At 56.2% G+C, this 14,682-nt stretch carries 13 protein-coding genes; 1 reads left to right on the top strand and 12 read right to left on the bottom strand.

All coding sequences use genetic code 11. From position 1 onward, the window contains the following. Positions 1-4: 4 nt before the first annotated feature. The 3 genes from QQX03_RS07375 to QQX03_RS07365 all read right to left on the bottom strand — a co-directional run bounded on the left by QQX03_RS07375 (position 5) and on the right by QQX03_RS07365 (position 2,568). Complete coding sequence (locus tag QQX03_RS07375; protein WP_285975114.1) at positions 5-961, bottom strand: hypothetical protein; 957 nt, start codon at positions 959-961, stop codon at positions 5-7. A 23-nt stretch (positions 962-984) separates the two neighbouring features. Beyond that, on the bottom strand, positions 985-2,064 hold the full coding sequence (locus QQX03_RS07370; protein WP_285975113.1) for a hypothetical protein: 1,080 nt from the start codon (positions 2,062-2,064) through the stop codon (positions 985-987). A gap of 168 nt (positions 2,065-2,232) precedes the next feature. Next, positions 2,233-2,568, bottom strand: coding sequence for an Hpt domain-containing protein (locus QQX03_RS07365; protein ID WP_285975112.1), 336 nt, complete (start codon positions 2,566-2,568; stop codon positions 2,233-2,235). 127 nt (positions 2,569-2,695) lie between these two features. On the opposite strand from QQX03_RS07365, the gene QQX03_RS07360 reads away from it, so the two are divergent. After that, on the top strand, positions 2,696-5,263 hold the full coding sequence (locus QQX03_RS07360; protein ID WP_285975111.1) for an ATPase: 2,568 nt from the start codon (positions 2,696-2,698) through the stop codon (positions 5,261-5,263). 16 nt (positions 5,264-5,279) lie between these two features. Here QQX03_RS07360 and QQX03_RS07355 read toward each other — a convergent pair whose 3' ends face one another. Genes QQX03_RS07355 through QQX03_RS07315 form a run of 9 tightly spaced genes read right to left on the bottom strand, consistent with a single transcriptional unit; the run spans position 5,280 to position 14,660 of the window. Continuing rightward, positions 5,280-5,558 carry a DUF1467 family protein gene (locus QQX03_RS07355; protein ID WP_285975110.1) on the bottom strand — a complete coding sequence of 93 codons (279 nt, stop codon included), beginning with the start codon at positions 5,556-5,558 and terminating at the stop codon, positions 5,280-5,282. Next, positions 5,558-7,213: a ribonuclease J gene (locus QQX03_RS07350; RefSeq protein WP_285975109.1), complete on the bottom strand. Its 1,656-nt coding sequence runs from the start codon at positions 7,211-7,213 to the stop codon at positions 5,558-5,560. The genes QQX03_RS07355 and QQX03_RS07350 overlap by 1 nt, the downstream gene beginning before the upstream one ends. Further along, positions 7,210-7,986: a type III pantothenate kinase gene (locus tag QQX03_RS07345; protein WP_285975108.1), complete on the bottom strand. Its 777-nt coding sequence runs from the start codon at positions 7,984-7,986 to the stop codon at positions 7,210-7,212. The genes QQX03_RS07350 and QQX03_RS07345 overlap by 4 nt, the downstream gene beginning before the upstream one ends. Before the next feature lie 9 nt (positions 7,987-7,995). Beyond that, the gene (locus QQX03_RS07340; protein WP_285975107.1) at positions 7,996-8,706 is read right to left on the bottom strand and encodes a biotin--[acetyl-CoA-carboxylase] ligase; all 711 of its coding nucleotides are present in this window, start codon (positions 8,704-8,706) and stop codon (positions 7,996-7,998) included. Next, the gene (gene nuoN, locus QQX03_RS07335; protein ID WP_285975106.1) at positions 8,703-10,166 is read right to left on the bottom strand and encodes an NADH-quinone oxidoreductase subunit NuoN; all 1,464 of its coding nucleotides are present in this window, start codon (positions 10,164-10,166) and stop codon (positions 8,703-8,705) included. The genes QQX03_RS07340 and nuoN overlap by 4 nt, the downstream gene beginning before the upstream one ends. After that, entirely contained in the window at positions 10,166-11,722 is a 1,557-nt protein-coding gene (locus QQX03_RS07330) for an NADH-quinone oxidoreductase subunit M (protein WP_285975105.1), read from the bottom strand. Before QQX03_RS07330 ends, nuoN begins: the two co-directional genes overlap by 1 nt. Further along, a complete protein-coding gene (gene nuoL, locus QQX03_RS07325; protein WP_285975104.1) occupies positions 11,722-13,728 on the bottom strand; it encodes an NADH-quinone oxidoreductase subunit L in 2,007 nt (668 codons plus the stop codon). Before nuoL ends, QQX03_RS07330 begins: the two co-directional genes overlap by 1 nt. Positions 13,729-13,734: 6 nt before the next feature. Continuing rightward, complete coding sequence (gene nuoK, locus QQX03_RS07320) at positions 13,735-14,040, bottom strand: NADH-quinone oxidoreductase subunit NuoK (RefSeq protein WP_285975103.1); 306 nt, start codon at positions 14,038-14,040, stop codon at positions 13,735-13,737. Next, the gene (locus QQX03_RS07315; protein WP_285975102.1) at positions 14,037-14,660 is read right to left on the bottom strand and encodes an NADH-quinone oxidoreductase subunit J; all 624 of its coding nucleotides are present in this window, start codon (positions 14,658-14,660) and stop codon (positions 14,037-14,039) included. The genes nuoK and QQX03_RS07315 overlap by 4 nt, the downstream gene beginning before the upstream one ends. Between the last annotated feature and the right edge of the window lie 22 nt (positions 14,661-14,682).

The raw sequence follows: 14,682 nt of genomic DNA, 5'->3' as shown, positions 1-14,682 counted from the left end.
AGGCTTACCCTACCCTGTCAGCAGGGGGGCCGGCAATCAACGACAGAGCTCTTTCCTGCGAGATGGCATCTGCATCTCTTGGCATGGCCAAATCGCTCTGGATCAAGAGAAACTGCTTGCGCATTTCCTCTGGTTTCAAGCCGGCAGCGCGCAGCGCCAAGGCCAGTCGTGTGGCCTGGCGTTCATGACATGACAGCACTGCCAATTCGCGCGATTGCTTCGATGCGCGGGCAAGACCGCTCACGAAAAGTGCAAATCCGGCATGCTCCAGATCGATTGCGGAACGCAATCCATGCCCCAGCGAACCGATCAGTCGTGTTAGCATTCCTAAACGCGAACTGCTCTCGTCATAGCCGCCACGCAGAACCTGTAAGACGCGTTCCCTCTGCATGGATTCGGCATCTCCACGCATTGCAGACCATTGAGCGAGAGTGACATGAAAGAGCTCTGCCGGAAGTTCAGCAAGCGGCAAATTCATCCGGCGTTGAACTTGAACAAATCGCGCCTGCGCCGTCATTGCTCCCATGGCCAGCTCGGCCATGTTCTCATCCGGTGACGCGATGAGCTCTTGCAGCAAAGGTGTAAGAACCTGATCAATCCCATGGGTTTGTTCCAATTGCTCGGCCAATTGGCTTTCCATGGCAATGGCGTAGCAATGGCTGACCAGAGTGCTGCTGCCCGCCAGCTTGCCGGCCAGCTCGTCCGTGACTGACAGCTCAAGTTGGCGGGAGCCACCAGAAACTTCGGCTTCGGTGCGCAGTATCTGGATTGCCAGGTTCCCAAGCATGCCGCGCATCCGCGCAACAAGATCTTCGCTCACCAGGGCTTGACCGCTCGATGAGAGCAAATGACTGAGCACCGGCGCAACGCCTGCAACCGCAACGTCCGCTCGCGCCAACTCATGGCGCAAGTCGGCAACTGCCGCTTGGGTTTCGTCTGCGTGGGTCACAGTATTGCTCATCGCTCGCGTATAGCACGGTTTGGTTAAGCCTCCGTTATCTGAGATTCGCGTTGGAAATACAGCGACAAAGCCAGGATCACGAGGGATATACCGCCTAATCCAAGATCGACCAGGTGAAAAGCACTGATTCCCGCCATGAACAGTGCGAAGATTCCCCGGTCAGTCAGTAAGCGTGACAGCGGTGCCTTCCATGTTCTTTCGCCCAATCGCAACATTCCGATGGCCAGAACTGGCAGGAATAACTCTGTGGCAGCCTCGGCCACAATGAACGGCCAGGAAAGGGCACCAATCAAAAAAAAATCCTTCAATAAACCAAACCACTTACGCGTGGATTTTGGCACGGCACCGCGAAGCAAGCTCTTCAATCTAAGCATCCCTTCGCGGGTTTCAGATGCAAGAATGGAAAGCGCCAAAAACAATAACGCCCACGGCATTACATTAAAAAAGGTCGCAACAGCCGCTGCTGCGAAACTGACGGCGCTTAGCGCGCCAAAGATTAATGAACCGTGATCCAGCCCGTCAGGCGCCAGGAAGCGCGCAATTCTGCGACTCATTGCCCTGGTGGGCTCCCACCAGGAAACTCGTTCCGCACTGCTTTTAAGAAGCGATTGCTCTCGTTCCGCAAGCTTGGAGCCTTCGCGGAGCAAAAGCCATTCGCCCGTTTCGAGGTGGGATGCATCGAGCGGGACCAGTTTAACCGCGGATTGCAAGGCAAGCCGCAACAATAGCGAAACGGTGTCGCTGTCTTCGGGCATGTGCGCGAGTTGTTCTACAATCTGGCCCCGCGCAACAAAAATTCCTCCCCATGCATGCGTCGCGTCAATCCGCTCAAATCCAGCCTCGATGCCTGCGGCATCTGGTAAAACCAGCACGCCACGCTGGCCCGTCAGCAAGGCAGCCACTTGAGCCCGGTCGGCAATCAATCCATCCGCAATGACCATGAGCTCCTGATCCGCAGACAGCAACGACACCAACGGCAATGGTCCCGATATTGTGTGAAATTCTCCACCAAACTGCTGAATTTGATCCTTGAGTTCTTCAAACGCCTCAAGCTTCGCATCTGTCAGGCAGATAAACCGCTCGCAGCCCAGATCGTGCGCCATGTCTATCTGCCACGACAGCAACATACGTCCGCCTAATCGGGCAAACCCGCGGCGCTTGCCATCCGGCAATGTCTCAAGACAAGAGATCAGTGCTGTGCGCAATGTAATAGGCCCCCAGTTCGGATAGCCTTTGTTAAGCGCTAAAGCATCGCTCTGCCAAGCACGCGATTAGGATTGTCGGTTAATTCCGAATGGCGCCGGGTCATGCCCGCGCAACGCGGCAATGGCAGCTTCGATCCGCCGTGTGACTACAGGATCACCCGGCGCACAGGTCAACGCTTCTTCCGCTGCATCAAACAGCGTTTCTGCGTGGAAACTGGCGGCAAGACCCTTCAAACGCATGGCTGCGACCTGCCAATTGCCGTCGCAACGTGAACGCTTGAGCAGATCCAGTTGCTTGTCTGCGCTTTCGACCAGCGCAGTGCGCAGCTCGGCCAAAAGGCCGATATCCTGCCCCGCAGCTGCTGCAAGGGTCGCATCCAGTGATCCACTTTCATAAGCCATATTTCAGCAGATATCCGAGAAAGGGTTAAAGCAGGGTTTATCCTTTCCGAAAATCGGCTAGATTCCCCAAATGACGGGAAAGTGGCAAATCAAGGCCGTAGGCCAAGAGACGGTGCAGGAAGCACCTGTGGATTCAGCAGAAAATGTGGCTGAAGAGCCGATTGTACTGGAGGAGGAATGGATTTCCGAAGGGGAAGAGTTCGAACCCGCTCCACGCACCCGCTGGATCGATCGGCTTGTCCCCATGACCGCCGTTATTGCGATGCTCACATGGACTGGCTTCTTTGCCTGGGCGTTCCGCAACGACATAATCACAGGGGGTACCTCACAGCAGTGGATCGGTTGGATCATCAATTGGGCTGTCCCGATGCTGCTGATCTCGATCTTCTGGCTGCTTTCAATGCGCAACAGTCGCCGCGAGGCGCAGCGCTTTGGCGACACGGCGCAGATGCTGCGCCAGGAATCTCAAGCGCTGGAAGATCGTTTGGGGGCTGTGAACCGCGAGCTGTCTCTTGCGCGCGAATTTCTTGGTAGCCAATCGCGCGAACTTGATTCTCTCGGCAGGATCGCAAGCGAACGGATTTCAACCCATGCGAGCGAACTCCAGTCTCTCATCAAGAGCAATGGCGCTCAGGTCGAGGCCATCGCAAGTGTCAGCGATACTGCGCTGACAAATATGTCTAAATTGCGCGATGATCTTCCGGTCATTGCCAATTCGGCACGTGATGTATCCAATCAGGTTGGGCAAGCCGGACGAACGGCGCATGAACAGTTGGAACACCTGGTTTCCGGATTTGAGCGTCTCAATGAGTTTGGCAAGGCTAGCGAACGTCAGCTAAGCGCGCTGTCAGGCAAGATCGAAACTACCTTGGCTGGCTTTGCGACACAGCTTGATAGCATTGAACATGCCGCCGAAGCACGGTTTGCCGGCCTGCAAGAGCAGTCAGATGCCTTCCGTGTTGAGCTGGAGGGTCGCGAGGTTGATGCGTTGGCAGCCATGCGCAGGCGTTCGGATGATCTGCGCCAGTCGGTCATAAGCATGGCTGAGGAACTCGCGGATCAGGAAACTGCACAAATCGGCCATTTGCAGATGCGGTTGGATACTCTGCGTGAAGGCAGCGAAGAAGTAACATCCTCTTTCGCGCGGTCTCAAGACGATGCTTTGGACAAATTGCGCGCCAGAAAATCGGAATTTCAAGAGGAAATTGCCGAGGTTGTCTCGCGGTTGGACCAATTGGATCAACAGGCAATCAATGCCTCACGAGATCGCGTCAAGGCGCTTCATATTGAAGCAAGCGAATTTGATGACCGGATTGCGGCACGAAATGCCCGCTTCGAAGAAGAGATGGCCCGGAGACAACACGGTTTTGAAACCCGTGAAACTCAGGCCAGCGAAGTGCTGGCCCAGCGCCTGACTGATCTTGATGAAATGCTGGCAGAACGCAGTGAGGCACAGAACGAGCGCCTCGAGAGACTGGTGTCATACGGGGCTGACGTAACCACCAAACTTGAAGAGCTTAACACACTGCTTGCCGCCATGGCAGAACAAGCGGAAGCCACACAGGATGTACTCGACGCGGGCACCGTTGGTTTTGGCGAGCACGTTTCAACGCTTCGCAGCGATCTGAATGCAAGCGGGAAGACAATCGGAGAACTGACCGAATCCGGTGTTCGGCTGCTGGAAATCATTCAGTCAAGTGCGCGCGAGGCCAGAGAAACTCTGCCCGCTGCAGTCGGCAAGGCTAGTGACAAACTCAATCAAATTGAACAGCAAGCAGTTGCACTTCGGCAAAGCGTTGATGCCGCGCATGATCGAAGCGCGGGACTGTCAGACTATGTGATTTCAGCGAGCGAGGGCTTGAATCGTGCCGATGAACAAATCACGTCGTTGAACGACAAGCTTGCTGATAACTCCAGTGAGAGCCTGACCCAAATTTCAAACCTTCGTCGCGCTTTGGGTGCCTTGGGCGAAGAAAGCGACCGTGTCAGCGCTCGAGCGAGCGAAAATCTGCAATCGGCCATCGCCGAGCTTGAGAAGGCCGCGCGGAGCGCGTTTGCTGCAATCGAAAGTGGATCCGGCGAGCGGCTGGAAAACTTGGCCGGAGAAATCGGCGCGAAAGCAAGTGCTGCAATCGAACGTAGCCTTCGCACGGAAGGAGATGCTGCGGTCGAGCGACTTGAGGAAGCCTCAACGCGTGCGAATGAGCATGTCCAAGCGACCACAGCCAGCCTGCGCGATCAGCTGGTCAAGGTGAATGAATTGGTTAGCAATCTGGAAGAACGCGTGGCCCGTGCACGAGAGCATGCGGGCGAGAAGGTGGATAATGATTTTGCGCGCCGGATGGCATTGATCACCGAGAGCCTCAATTCCAACGCCATCGATATCGCAAAAGGCCTGTCGCAAGACGTTAGCGACACCGCATGGGCCGCATATCTGAAGGGTGATCGTGGGGTTTTCGCCCGAAAATCTGTGCGCTTGGTAAGCAATATAGAAGCGCGGGAAGTCGTAGAGCTTTTCGAAGCCGATCATGACTTCCGCGAGCATGTAAGCCGTTACATCCATGACTTTGAAAGCATGCTGCGCAATGTGCTTTCAACTCGCGATGGTAATGCCCTGGGAGTTACCCTGCTAAGTTCGGATATCGGAAAGCTATACGTTGCCCTTGCACAGTCGATAGAGCGTTTGCGGGATTAAACCGGCCACATTTCGCTTAACGTTGGCTTGGTGGATCCGGGAAGATATTGAGAGCATCAACAGTCACCCAGCCATAGACATAATTGGCCACGTAAATTGTAGTCGATGCTGCTGCGATTACTGTTGCCTGCAACGCGTGGCGTCCCGGGCGGAAGCCAACAGGCGCGCTATCGGCCTGCCCGGGAATCTTGGGCAATCCGGCTTCATCATGAGTTTTGATGCCGAATGGCAGCATGACGAATGCCGTCATCACCCAGAACAAGGCATAAATTGCAACGACCGACGTCCATTCCATCAATCTTGTTCCTCAAGCATTAGCACACGAACCTGGGGCTTTTTACCAGACCAGCGTTGAGCCGCGCGCCGGGCTGCAAGACGCGCGGCTTCGTAAACGGCAGCGGGGTCGCGGCTCGCCTGACCGCGCAGCCGCTTCAAAGCATCGCGAACGTCCGAAACAGCTTCTGCAACGAAGTCTTCCAGATCCTCTTCGAGCGGAAGTCCAACCGCTTCGATGGTCGGGTTGCGGTGCTGATCGAGTACAACAAACAGCATGCCTTCACGCGCAATGCGACGGCGCATTGTGATCGCCTCACCATCAGCAGGCGCAATGATATCGCCATCCAAAACAAGCCGCCCTGCCCGCACTTCGGCAATTTTGCCGGGATAGCCCGGGGCAAGGCGCACGATATCGCCATTCTTCTGAACGATATTGGCCAATATGCCCTTGGCGTGGCCAAGTCTCGCTTGCTCATGCATGTGCCAGATTTCGCCGTGAACCGGAACCAGAATTTCGGGTTTGAGCCAATCGTAGAGCGCTTCGAGCTCCGGTCTTCCGGGGTGACCAGAAACGTGGATTGCGCTTTGGCGATCCGTGACCATTACGATCCCGCGATCAGCCAGTTGGTTCATCACTCGCCCAATGGCGATCTCGTTTCCTGGGATTTGCCGGCTGGAGAACAGGATCACGTCACCAGGCGCCAGCTCTAGCGGGTGATTGCCTTCAGCTACCCTCGCCAGCGCCGCACGCGGTTCGCCCTGCCCACCGGTTGCGATGATCAGCACCTGGCCGCGCGGCAAGCCCATCGCCGTATCAAAATCGATTGGTTCAGGAAAATCCTGTAGATACCCGTTCTCTTGTGCGACGCTGATAATCCGATCAAGCGAGCGCCCAGCTACGCACAGCTGCCGGCCCGTTTCGCGCGCCACCTCGCCTAAAGTCTGCAATCGGGCGACATTGGACGCGAAGGTGGTCACCATCACGCGCTTACCGCTGTGCTTGGCAACTTCTTCCATCAGACTGCGGTGCACCGCACCTTCCGAGCCGCTGGCTTTGGGATTGAAGACATTGGTGCTGTCGCAAACCAGCGCGAGTACACCTTCCTCGCCGATTTCGCACAGCTCTTCCTCTGTGGTCGGCTCTCCGATGATCGGCTCTTCGTCTAGCTTCCAGTCACCTGTGTGGAAGATGCGTCCATAGGGCGTGTCAATTTTCAGCGCATTTCCCTCGGCAATCGAGTGCGCGAGAGGAATGTAAGTGATATCGAACGGGCCGAGGTTGAATTCGCCGTGATCTTCCTCAACGATGAACAGATCAACCTCCTTGGAAAGCCCCGCTTCTTCCAACTTGCGCCGCACCAGCTCTGCGGTGAATGGCGTTGCGTAGAGCGGCACGCCCAATTCAGCCGCAAAATACGGCACAGCGCCGATATGATCCTCATGTCCATGAGTCAGGACAATCCCGAGCAGGTCTTTCGCGCGCTCTTCGATGAATTCCAGATCAGCGAAAACCAGATCAACACCAGGATAGACATCGCCTGAGAATGTCATCCCCAGATCCACCATCAGCCACTTGCCGTCGCAACCGTAGAGATTGACATTCATGCCAATCTCACCCGATCCGCCAAGCGCGAGGAAGAGCAGCTCTTTTTCCGGTGTGAAGTCTTTCTTCACGAGGTGGCATGCTCCGCCAGAATTGCGAGCCCCTGAATAGTCAGATCAGCATCGACATAGTCAAAGATATCGGTTTTCTCATCAAACAGGATCGCGAGCCCACCGGTGGCTACAATCTTGGCCGGGCGGCCGATCTCTGCCTGCATGCGTGCGATCAATCCTTCCATCATGGCGACATGCGCCCAAAAGATGCCAATTAGCATCTGATCCTCTGTATTGCGCCCGATCACGCTGTCATCGTCAGGCGCGCGGATTGCGATGCGCGGCAGTTTCGCGGTCTTGCCGACCAGCGCATCAAGCGACAGGTTGATGCCCGGTGCGATGATTCCGCCCTTGTAAGTGCCATTGAAATCAATCGCTTCGAATTTGGTTGCAGTGCCAAAATCAACCACGATCAGATCGCCGTCATATTTGTCATGCGCGGCCAATATATTGAGCGCCCTATCCGCCCCAAGTGAACTGGGTTGATCAACATCAATGGCGAAGGGCCATTCAGCGGCCCCTTGCCCGGCAATCAATGGCGTTATGCCGAAATACTTCTCCGACAGTACATTAAGGTTGTGGTTCGCGCGCGGGACAACTGATGCGTAAATGATCTGCGTGATCTCTTCACGCTTTACGCCTTCGATCTCGAGCAATTGCAGCAGCCACACTGCATACTCATCTCCTGTGCGGCGAGGGTCTGTCGCAATGCGCCAGCGTGCCTTGATCTCACGCCCTTCAAAAAGCGCAAAAACGACATTCGTGTTTCCGACATCAGCTGCAAGCAGCATTGCGAACTCCTAATCCAAATTCACGTCACCGGCGTGGACAGTGTGGGTCTTGCCATCGCTGTCACGCAACAGCAAGGAACCACTAGCATCCAATCCTGCGAATTCACCCGTGACCCTGTCACCAGAAGGATCATGAACTGTTAGCAGAGTGCCCTTTGGATGGCCGGCCGCCTGCCAACGACGTATCAAAAGCTCCAGACCGTGACTGCGCCACCGCTCCAGTTCAACGGCGAATGACTTGGCGAGGCGATCCGCGAAATCCTCTAACTCCGGCGTAGCGGTGACTTCCGACAGGCTGATCGTCCTGCGATCCGGTAGGTCTGGTGCTGCGCGCAGATTCACACCTATTCCCACCACCACCGTGTTGGCTTGCGATTCAAGCAATATCCCGCACAGCTTTGCACCGCGAAGCAATAGGTCATTCGGCCATTTCAGCGTCAGTGCGGACGGATCGGGGCAAAATGGCAGCAAAGCCTCGTAGACCGCGAGGCCGCTCAACAACGCGAGAGTGTGCGCGGGCGGATCGCTTTCTGCCGGGCGCACAATGGTAGAGCCCATGAAATTGCCCGCACCGTCAAACCATTTCCGCCCTTGCCTGCCGCGGCCTGAAACCTGACGGCGCGCAGCCAGCCAGTCACCTTCGCGCAGCGCCTCACCCGCGCTCAAGCCCGCGAGCAGATCAGCATTGGTGGAGCCGGTTTCGTCTACGAAATGGATCAAGAGGCAAGGAACAGCGCGCTTGCCGCTTTATCAGCCAGATCGCCCAGCGATGGCGTTAGCAGATAACCGAGCGGCGAAATGATAAGCGAAGTGATGCCCAGCACCGCCCAATGCGTTTTTTCGTTCTTGCCCGTAACAAGGCCCGCAGAGTCATCAAACATGATGATCTTGCACACCTTAAGGTAATAGAACGCGCCGATCACGCTGGCCGCAATGCCGATTGCAGCAAGCCAGATCAGATCCGCCTCCACCGCGGCCTGGAAAACCACAAACTTGCCCCAGAAACCGAACAGCGGCGGAATGCCGGCCAGGCTCAGCATCAGGAAAAAAATGCTCCAGCTCAGCAGCGGTTGCTCACGCACCATGCCCGCCATTCCGGATATACTCTCAACCGAATTGCCCGCAGCATCCTTCAGCATTAGGACAGCAACAAAGCTGCCCAATGACATGGCCATGTATATCCACAGATAGACCATCATTGCCGATGCACCCTGCGTCGTCGCGGCGGCCAATCCGATCAAGATAAAGCCGACATTGTTGATCGAACTGAACGCGAGCAGGCGCTTGATGCTTTCCTGTCCGATCGCACCCAGCGCACCGACCACGATCGAAGCCAAGGCAATGAAAATCACGATCTGACGCCATGCATCAACTTGAGCGCCGAATACTTCCAGCGCGACGCGTGCGGTCAAAGCAACCGCAGCAACCTTGGGTGCTGTCGCGAAGAAGGCCGTAACCGGGGTTGGAGCGCCTTCATAAACATCTGGTGTCCACATGTGGAACGGAACGGCGGATATCTTGAATGCAAGGCCCACCAGCACGAATACGATACCGAACAATGCTCCAGTCGAGAGATCGCCAGACAGTGCGGCAGACACGCCAACAAAGCTGGTGCTGCCGGTAAAGCCATAGAGCAAGCTCATGCCGTAAAGAAGGATGCCCGATGCCAGAGCGCCAAGTACGAAATACTTCAGGCCCGCTTCGGCTGATTTGTCATCATTGCGCAGGATTGATGCAAGAACGTATGCGGCAAGGCTGTTGAGTTCCAAGCCAAGGTACAGCGTCAGGAAATCACCAGCGGAAACCATGATGCTCATTCCCAGCGCCGCGAACGCGATCAGGACCGGATATTCAGCGCGCATGGCGTTGTGGCGATTGAAGTAGGCCGGAGCCACCAACAGGCACCCTATCGCGCCGAGATAGATTAGCGACTTGGTAAATGCGGAGAATGCATCTGCTCGCATCAGATCGCCAAAGGCGTGGGTGTCCGGCCCCATAAGGCCATCGTGCAAGGTCGGAACCAGCAATATGCCGGCAGCAAACAAACCGAGGCATGCCAAATAGGTATTGAGCTGCGCGCGCTTGTCACCGCCCCATGCCGCAATCAGCAGCAAGATCATGCCAGTACCGGTCAGCACAAGCTCAGGTGCGATCAACGCAAAGGAGGCTGCAAAGTCCATTAGTGGGCTCCCTCCGTTCCGTGTTCTTCGCTGTCATGCGACATTTCATTGGCGATCACGCCGGTCGGCTGGCCAATCACTAGCTGGCTATCTCCTTCTGGGGCCGCGCGCGCAAGGCGGGCTTCAAGCGCCGCAATATCCTGCCGCATAGGTGCAAGGAAGCTTTCAGGGTACACACCCATCCACAGCACGGCCGCAGCGATCGGTGCGAGCATGATCCATTCACGCTTGTCCAGATCAAGCATGGAGGCGGCATCGGCGTTTTTTTGCTCGCCGAAAGCAACACGGCGATACAGATACAGCATATAGCCTGCGCCCAGAATGATGCCCGTGGTGCACACAAAGGCGACCCAGGTCGAAATCTTGTAGATCCCTGCCAGCGCAAGGAATTCGCCGACAAAGTTGCTGGTTCCCGGCAAGCCGATGCTAGCCATCGTGAACAGCAGGAAGAAAAGCGCGTAATACGGCATGTTGATGCTGAGGCCGCCGTAACGCGAAATCTCGCGCGTATGCAGACGGTCGTAGATAACACCCACGCAGAGGAACAGCGCGCCAGAGACAAGACCGTGGCCGAGCATGATCATCATCGCGCCTTCCAGCCCTTGCACGTTGAACGCAAACAAGCTGGCTGTCACGATCGCCATGTGCGCGACTGAGGAATAGGCAATCAGCTTTTTCATATCGTGCTGAACCAGCGCAATCAGGCTGGTCACCACCACGGCAATCATCGACAGTGCGAAGATCAACCACGCCAGTTGTGCGCTTGCTTCCGGGAACATCGGCAGGCTGAACCGGATGAAGCCATATCCGCCAAGCTTCAACAAAACGCCCGCCAGAATGACTGAACCGGCAGTCGGCGCCTGAACGTGCGCATCGGGCAGCCAGGTGTGCACCGGCCACATCGGCATCTTGACTGCAAAGCTGGCGAAGAAGGCCAGAAACAGCCAGAATTGTGCCTTCGGATCGAAGTCATACTGCATCAATGTCGGAATGTCCGACGTGCCCGCAGTGTTCACCATCCAGAACATTGCGATCAGCATCAGTACCGAGCCGAGCAAAGTGTAGAGGAAGAATTTATAGCTCGCGTAAATGCGGTTGTCCCCGCCCCACACGCCGATGATCAGATACATCGGGATCAGGCCAGCTTCAAAGAAGATGTAGAACAGGAACATGTCCTGCGCGGCAAAGACGCCGATCATCAGGACTTCCATGATCAGGAACGCAGCCATGTACTCTCCAACGCGCTTCTGGATCGCCTCCCAACTGGCAAGGATACAGATCGGCATAAGTAATACGCTGAGCATGATCAGCATCAGCGCGATACCATCAATTCCAAGCGCGTATTCGAAGCCCGCGAACAACGGCGCGGTTTCGGTAAACTGCCACTGCGCGCCACCGATGTCGTAGTTGACCCACAGCACAATGCCGAGCGCCAGATTGACCAGCGTCGCGACCAACGCAGTCATGCGCGCCGCCTGCGCCTCAAGAAAGAAACACGCGATACCCGCAATCAACGGGACCAGCAGCATTGCGGAAAGGATTGGAAAGCCTTCCATCAGAACAGGACCCATGTAATTGCCGCGACCAGGCCGAGCAGCATGATCAGCGCGTAGCTATTGAGATAACCGGACTGCACCTTCTTCGCGACGAGAGCGCCACGCTGAACCAGCCATGCGGCACCGTTCGGACCGAAGCGGTCGATCGTGCCTTCATCGCCCTTCTTCCAGAAGATGCGGCCAAGCCAGAAAGCCGGTTTCACGAAGACGAGATGATAGAGCTCGTCAAAGTACCACTTGTTGTAAACGAAGCGGTGAATGACGCGGAATTGCTCCACGAACTTGCCCGGGATTGATGTGTCTTTGATGTAAGCGAACCATGCTGTGACAAAGCCCACTATCATCACGAATGTCGCGGTCAGCTTCACCCATGTCGGTACGGCGTGCAGCGCATGGATAAGGTTCTCGTTGAAATAGATCGAGCCCCCCCAGAACGCGCCGTTCACAGCTTCAGCAGACCCATCGATGAACGGATATTTGAAGACGTAGCCAGCGAAGATTGCGCCCACGGTCAACACACCCAGCGGGATCAGCATCGAAATCGGGCTTTCATGCGGGTGATAGCCGCCTGTCGTGTCCTCACCTGCCTCTTCCGGTGTCTTGTGCACTGAGTGCTGAATATGCTCGCTCTCGATCCAGCGCGGCTTGCCGTAGAAGGTCAGGAACACCAGGCGCCAGCTGTAGAAGCTGGTCAACAGTGCTGCCACAGCGCCAGCCCAGAAAGCGAACATTGCCATATCGGTGCCGCGCGCAAATGCCGCCTCGAGAATCGCATCTTTCGAATAGAAACCTGCGAAACCAAAGACGCCCAATACACCCACGCCGGTGATCGCGAGCGTGCCGGCCATCATTGCATAGAATGTGAGCGGGATCTTCTTACGAAGGCCACCGTAATAGCGCATGTCCTGCTCGTGATGCATCGCGTGGATCACGGAGCCTGCACCGAGGAACAGCAGTGCCTTGAAGAACGCGTGCGTGAACAGGTGGAACATAGCCGCGCCATAGGCGCCCACACCCGCTGCAAAGAACATGTAGCCCAACTGAGAGCAGGTCGAGTACGCGATCACCCGCTTGATGTCCCACTGCGTGGTGCCGATAGTGGCCGCGAAGAAACATGTCGCGGCGCCGACGAAGATCACCATGCTGAGCGCCACTGGGGCCGCTTCGAACATCGGCGAAAGGCGGCACACCATGAATACGCCCGCGGTTACCATGGTCGCGGCGTGGATCAACGCAGAAACCGGCGTCGGACCTTCCATTGCGTCCGGCAACCATGTGTGCAGACCCAGCTGCGCGGATTTACCCATCGCACCGATGAACAATAGCACGCACAGAATATCCATCGTGTGCATCCGGTAGCCCAAGAACCCGATGGTCGAACCGGTCATTCCGGGGGCTGCCGCGAGGATTTCCGGGATCGACGTGGTCTGAAACACCAACCACGTTCCGAAAATGCCGAGCATAAAGCCAAGGTCGCCCACGCGGTTGACGACAAAGGCCTTGATCGCGGCGGCATTGGCGCTGGGTTTCTTGAACCAGAAACCGATCAGCAGATAGGATGCGAGGCCAACCCCTTCCCAACCGAAGAACATCTGAACGAGGTTGTCCGCCGTTACCAGCATCAACATCGCGAAGGTGAACAGCGAAAGGTACGCGAAGAAGCGCGGCTGATCCGGGTCTTCCTCCATATAGCCCCAACTATACAGGTGAACGAGTGCAGATACCGTGGTGATCACCACCAGCATGACCGCAGTCAACGCATCAACACGCAGAGCCCAGTCAAACGATAGCGTGCCGCTCTCCACCCATTTCAGGACTGGAACGACGCTCGCCTCCATGCTGCCAGTAAGAAAGCCGACGAAGATCGGCCAGCTTAGGATACAGCTGATGAAAAGCGCGCCTGTGGTCAGCGACTTGGCAATTGTATTGCCAAGCATGCGATTACCCAGCCCCGCGACGATAGCCGCGAGCAAGGGCAGGAATACGATGAGAAGGATCGGATGCACTTGGTCTTATCCCTTCATCTGCGTCGCATCGTCGACCGCGATAGTGCCGCGGTTACGGAAATAGATGACCAAAATCGCCAGTCCGATAGCCGCTTCTGCAGCAGCGACGGTCAGCACGAACATCGCGAAGATCTGACCCACCAGATCATTCATGAAAGCGCTGAAACCAACCAAGTTGATATTCACTGCAAGCAGGATCAGCTCGACCGACATCAGGATGACGATCACATTCTTGCGATTGATAAAAATGCCCATCACGCCCAGCACAAACAGGATCGCGCTGACGGTGATATAATGCTCGATGCCGATCACAGCTCGACCCCCTTGCCCGTTTCAGGGTTCTTCATGACTGTCGCATCTTCGGGACGACGGCGGATTTGCTTGCCGATATCTTGCCGCGCGCGGGCGTTGTCCGGACGCTTACGATGGGTCAGCACAATAGCGCCGATCATTGCCACGAGCAGGATGATGCCCGCCACTTCGAACAGGAAAATATAACGGCCATAGAGCAGCGCGCCGATCGCCTCGATATTGCTCATGCCCAGCGGCTGTGCAGCAGTGCCATTGGGCGTTCCCAGCTCCAGCCCGCCTGCATTGTAAGCCACGATCCCGATGAACAGCTCTGCAAAAAGGATCAGCGCGACGAGCAGGCCAAGCGGGAAGTTGTTGACGAAACCCGCCCTCATAGCGGCGAAATCGATGTTGAGCATCATCACCACGAACAGGAAAAGCACCGCCACTGCGCCAACGTAAACAATCACCAGCAGCATCGCGATGAATTCAGCACCCACCAGAACCATCAAGCCCGCACCATTGAAGAATGCGAGGATGAGCCAGAGCACGGAGTGCACCGGATTGCGTGCGGTGATCACCAGCAGCGCGCTGCCGATCATCAAACCTGCGAACAGGTAAAAGGCTAAGGTTTGTATCATGACCCCTGTTTCTCTTCGCGGC

The organism is Altererythrobacter rubellus, from assembly GCF_030284385.1.
Lineage (GTDB): Bacteria > Pseudomonadota > Alphaproteobacteria > Sphingomonadales > Sphingomonadaceae > Erythrobacter > Erythrobacter rubellus.
This window is presented reverse-complemented; position numbering and strand designations above follow the sequence as displayed.

Bases quoted from the DNA above. Each gene is read 5' to 3' on its own strand.
- QQX03_RS07365 (WP_285975112.1), bottom strand. From the start codon at position 2,568: ATGGCTTATGAAAGTGGATCACTGGATGCGACCCTTGCAGCAGCTGCG.
- QQX03_RS07315 (WP_285975102.1), bottom strand. From the start codon at position 14,660: ATGATACAAACCTTAGCCTTTTACCTGTTCGCAGGTTTGATGATCGGC.
- QQX03_RS07370 (WP_285975113.1), bottom strand. From the start codon at position 2,064: ATGGCGCACGATCTGGGCTGCGAGCGGTTTATCTGCCTGACAGATGCG.
- nuoN (WP_285975106.1), bottom strand. From the start codon at position 10,166: ATGGACTTTGCAGCCTCCTTTGCGTTGATCGCACCTGAGCTTGTGCTG.
- QQX03_RS07345 (WP_285975108.1), bottom strand. From the start codon at position 7,986: ATGCTGCTTGCAGCTGATGTCGGAAACACGAATGTCGTTTTTGCGCTT.
- QQX03_RS07375 (WP_285975114.1), bottom strand. From the start codon at position 961: ATGAGCAATACTGTGACCCACGCAGACGAAACCCAAGCGGCAGTTGCC.
- QQX03_RS07355 (WP_285975110.1), bottom strand. From the start codon at position 5,558: ATGGAATGGACGTCGGTCGTTGCAATTTATGCCTTGTTCTGGGTGATG.
- QQX03_RS07330 (WP_285975105.1), bottom strand. From the start codon at position 11,722: ATGGAAGGCTTTCCAATCCTTTCCGCAATGCTGCTGGTCCCGTTGATT.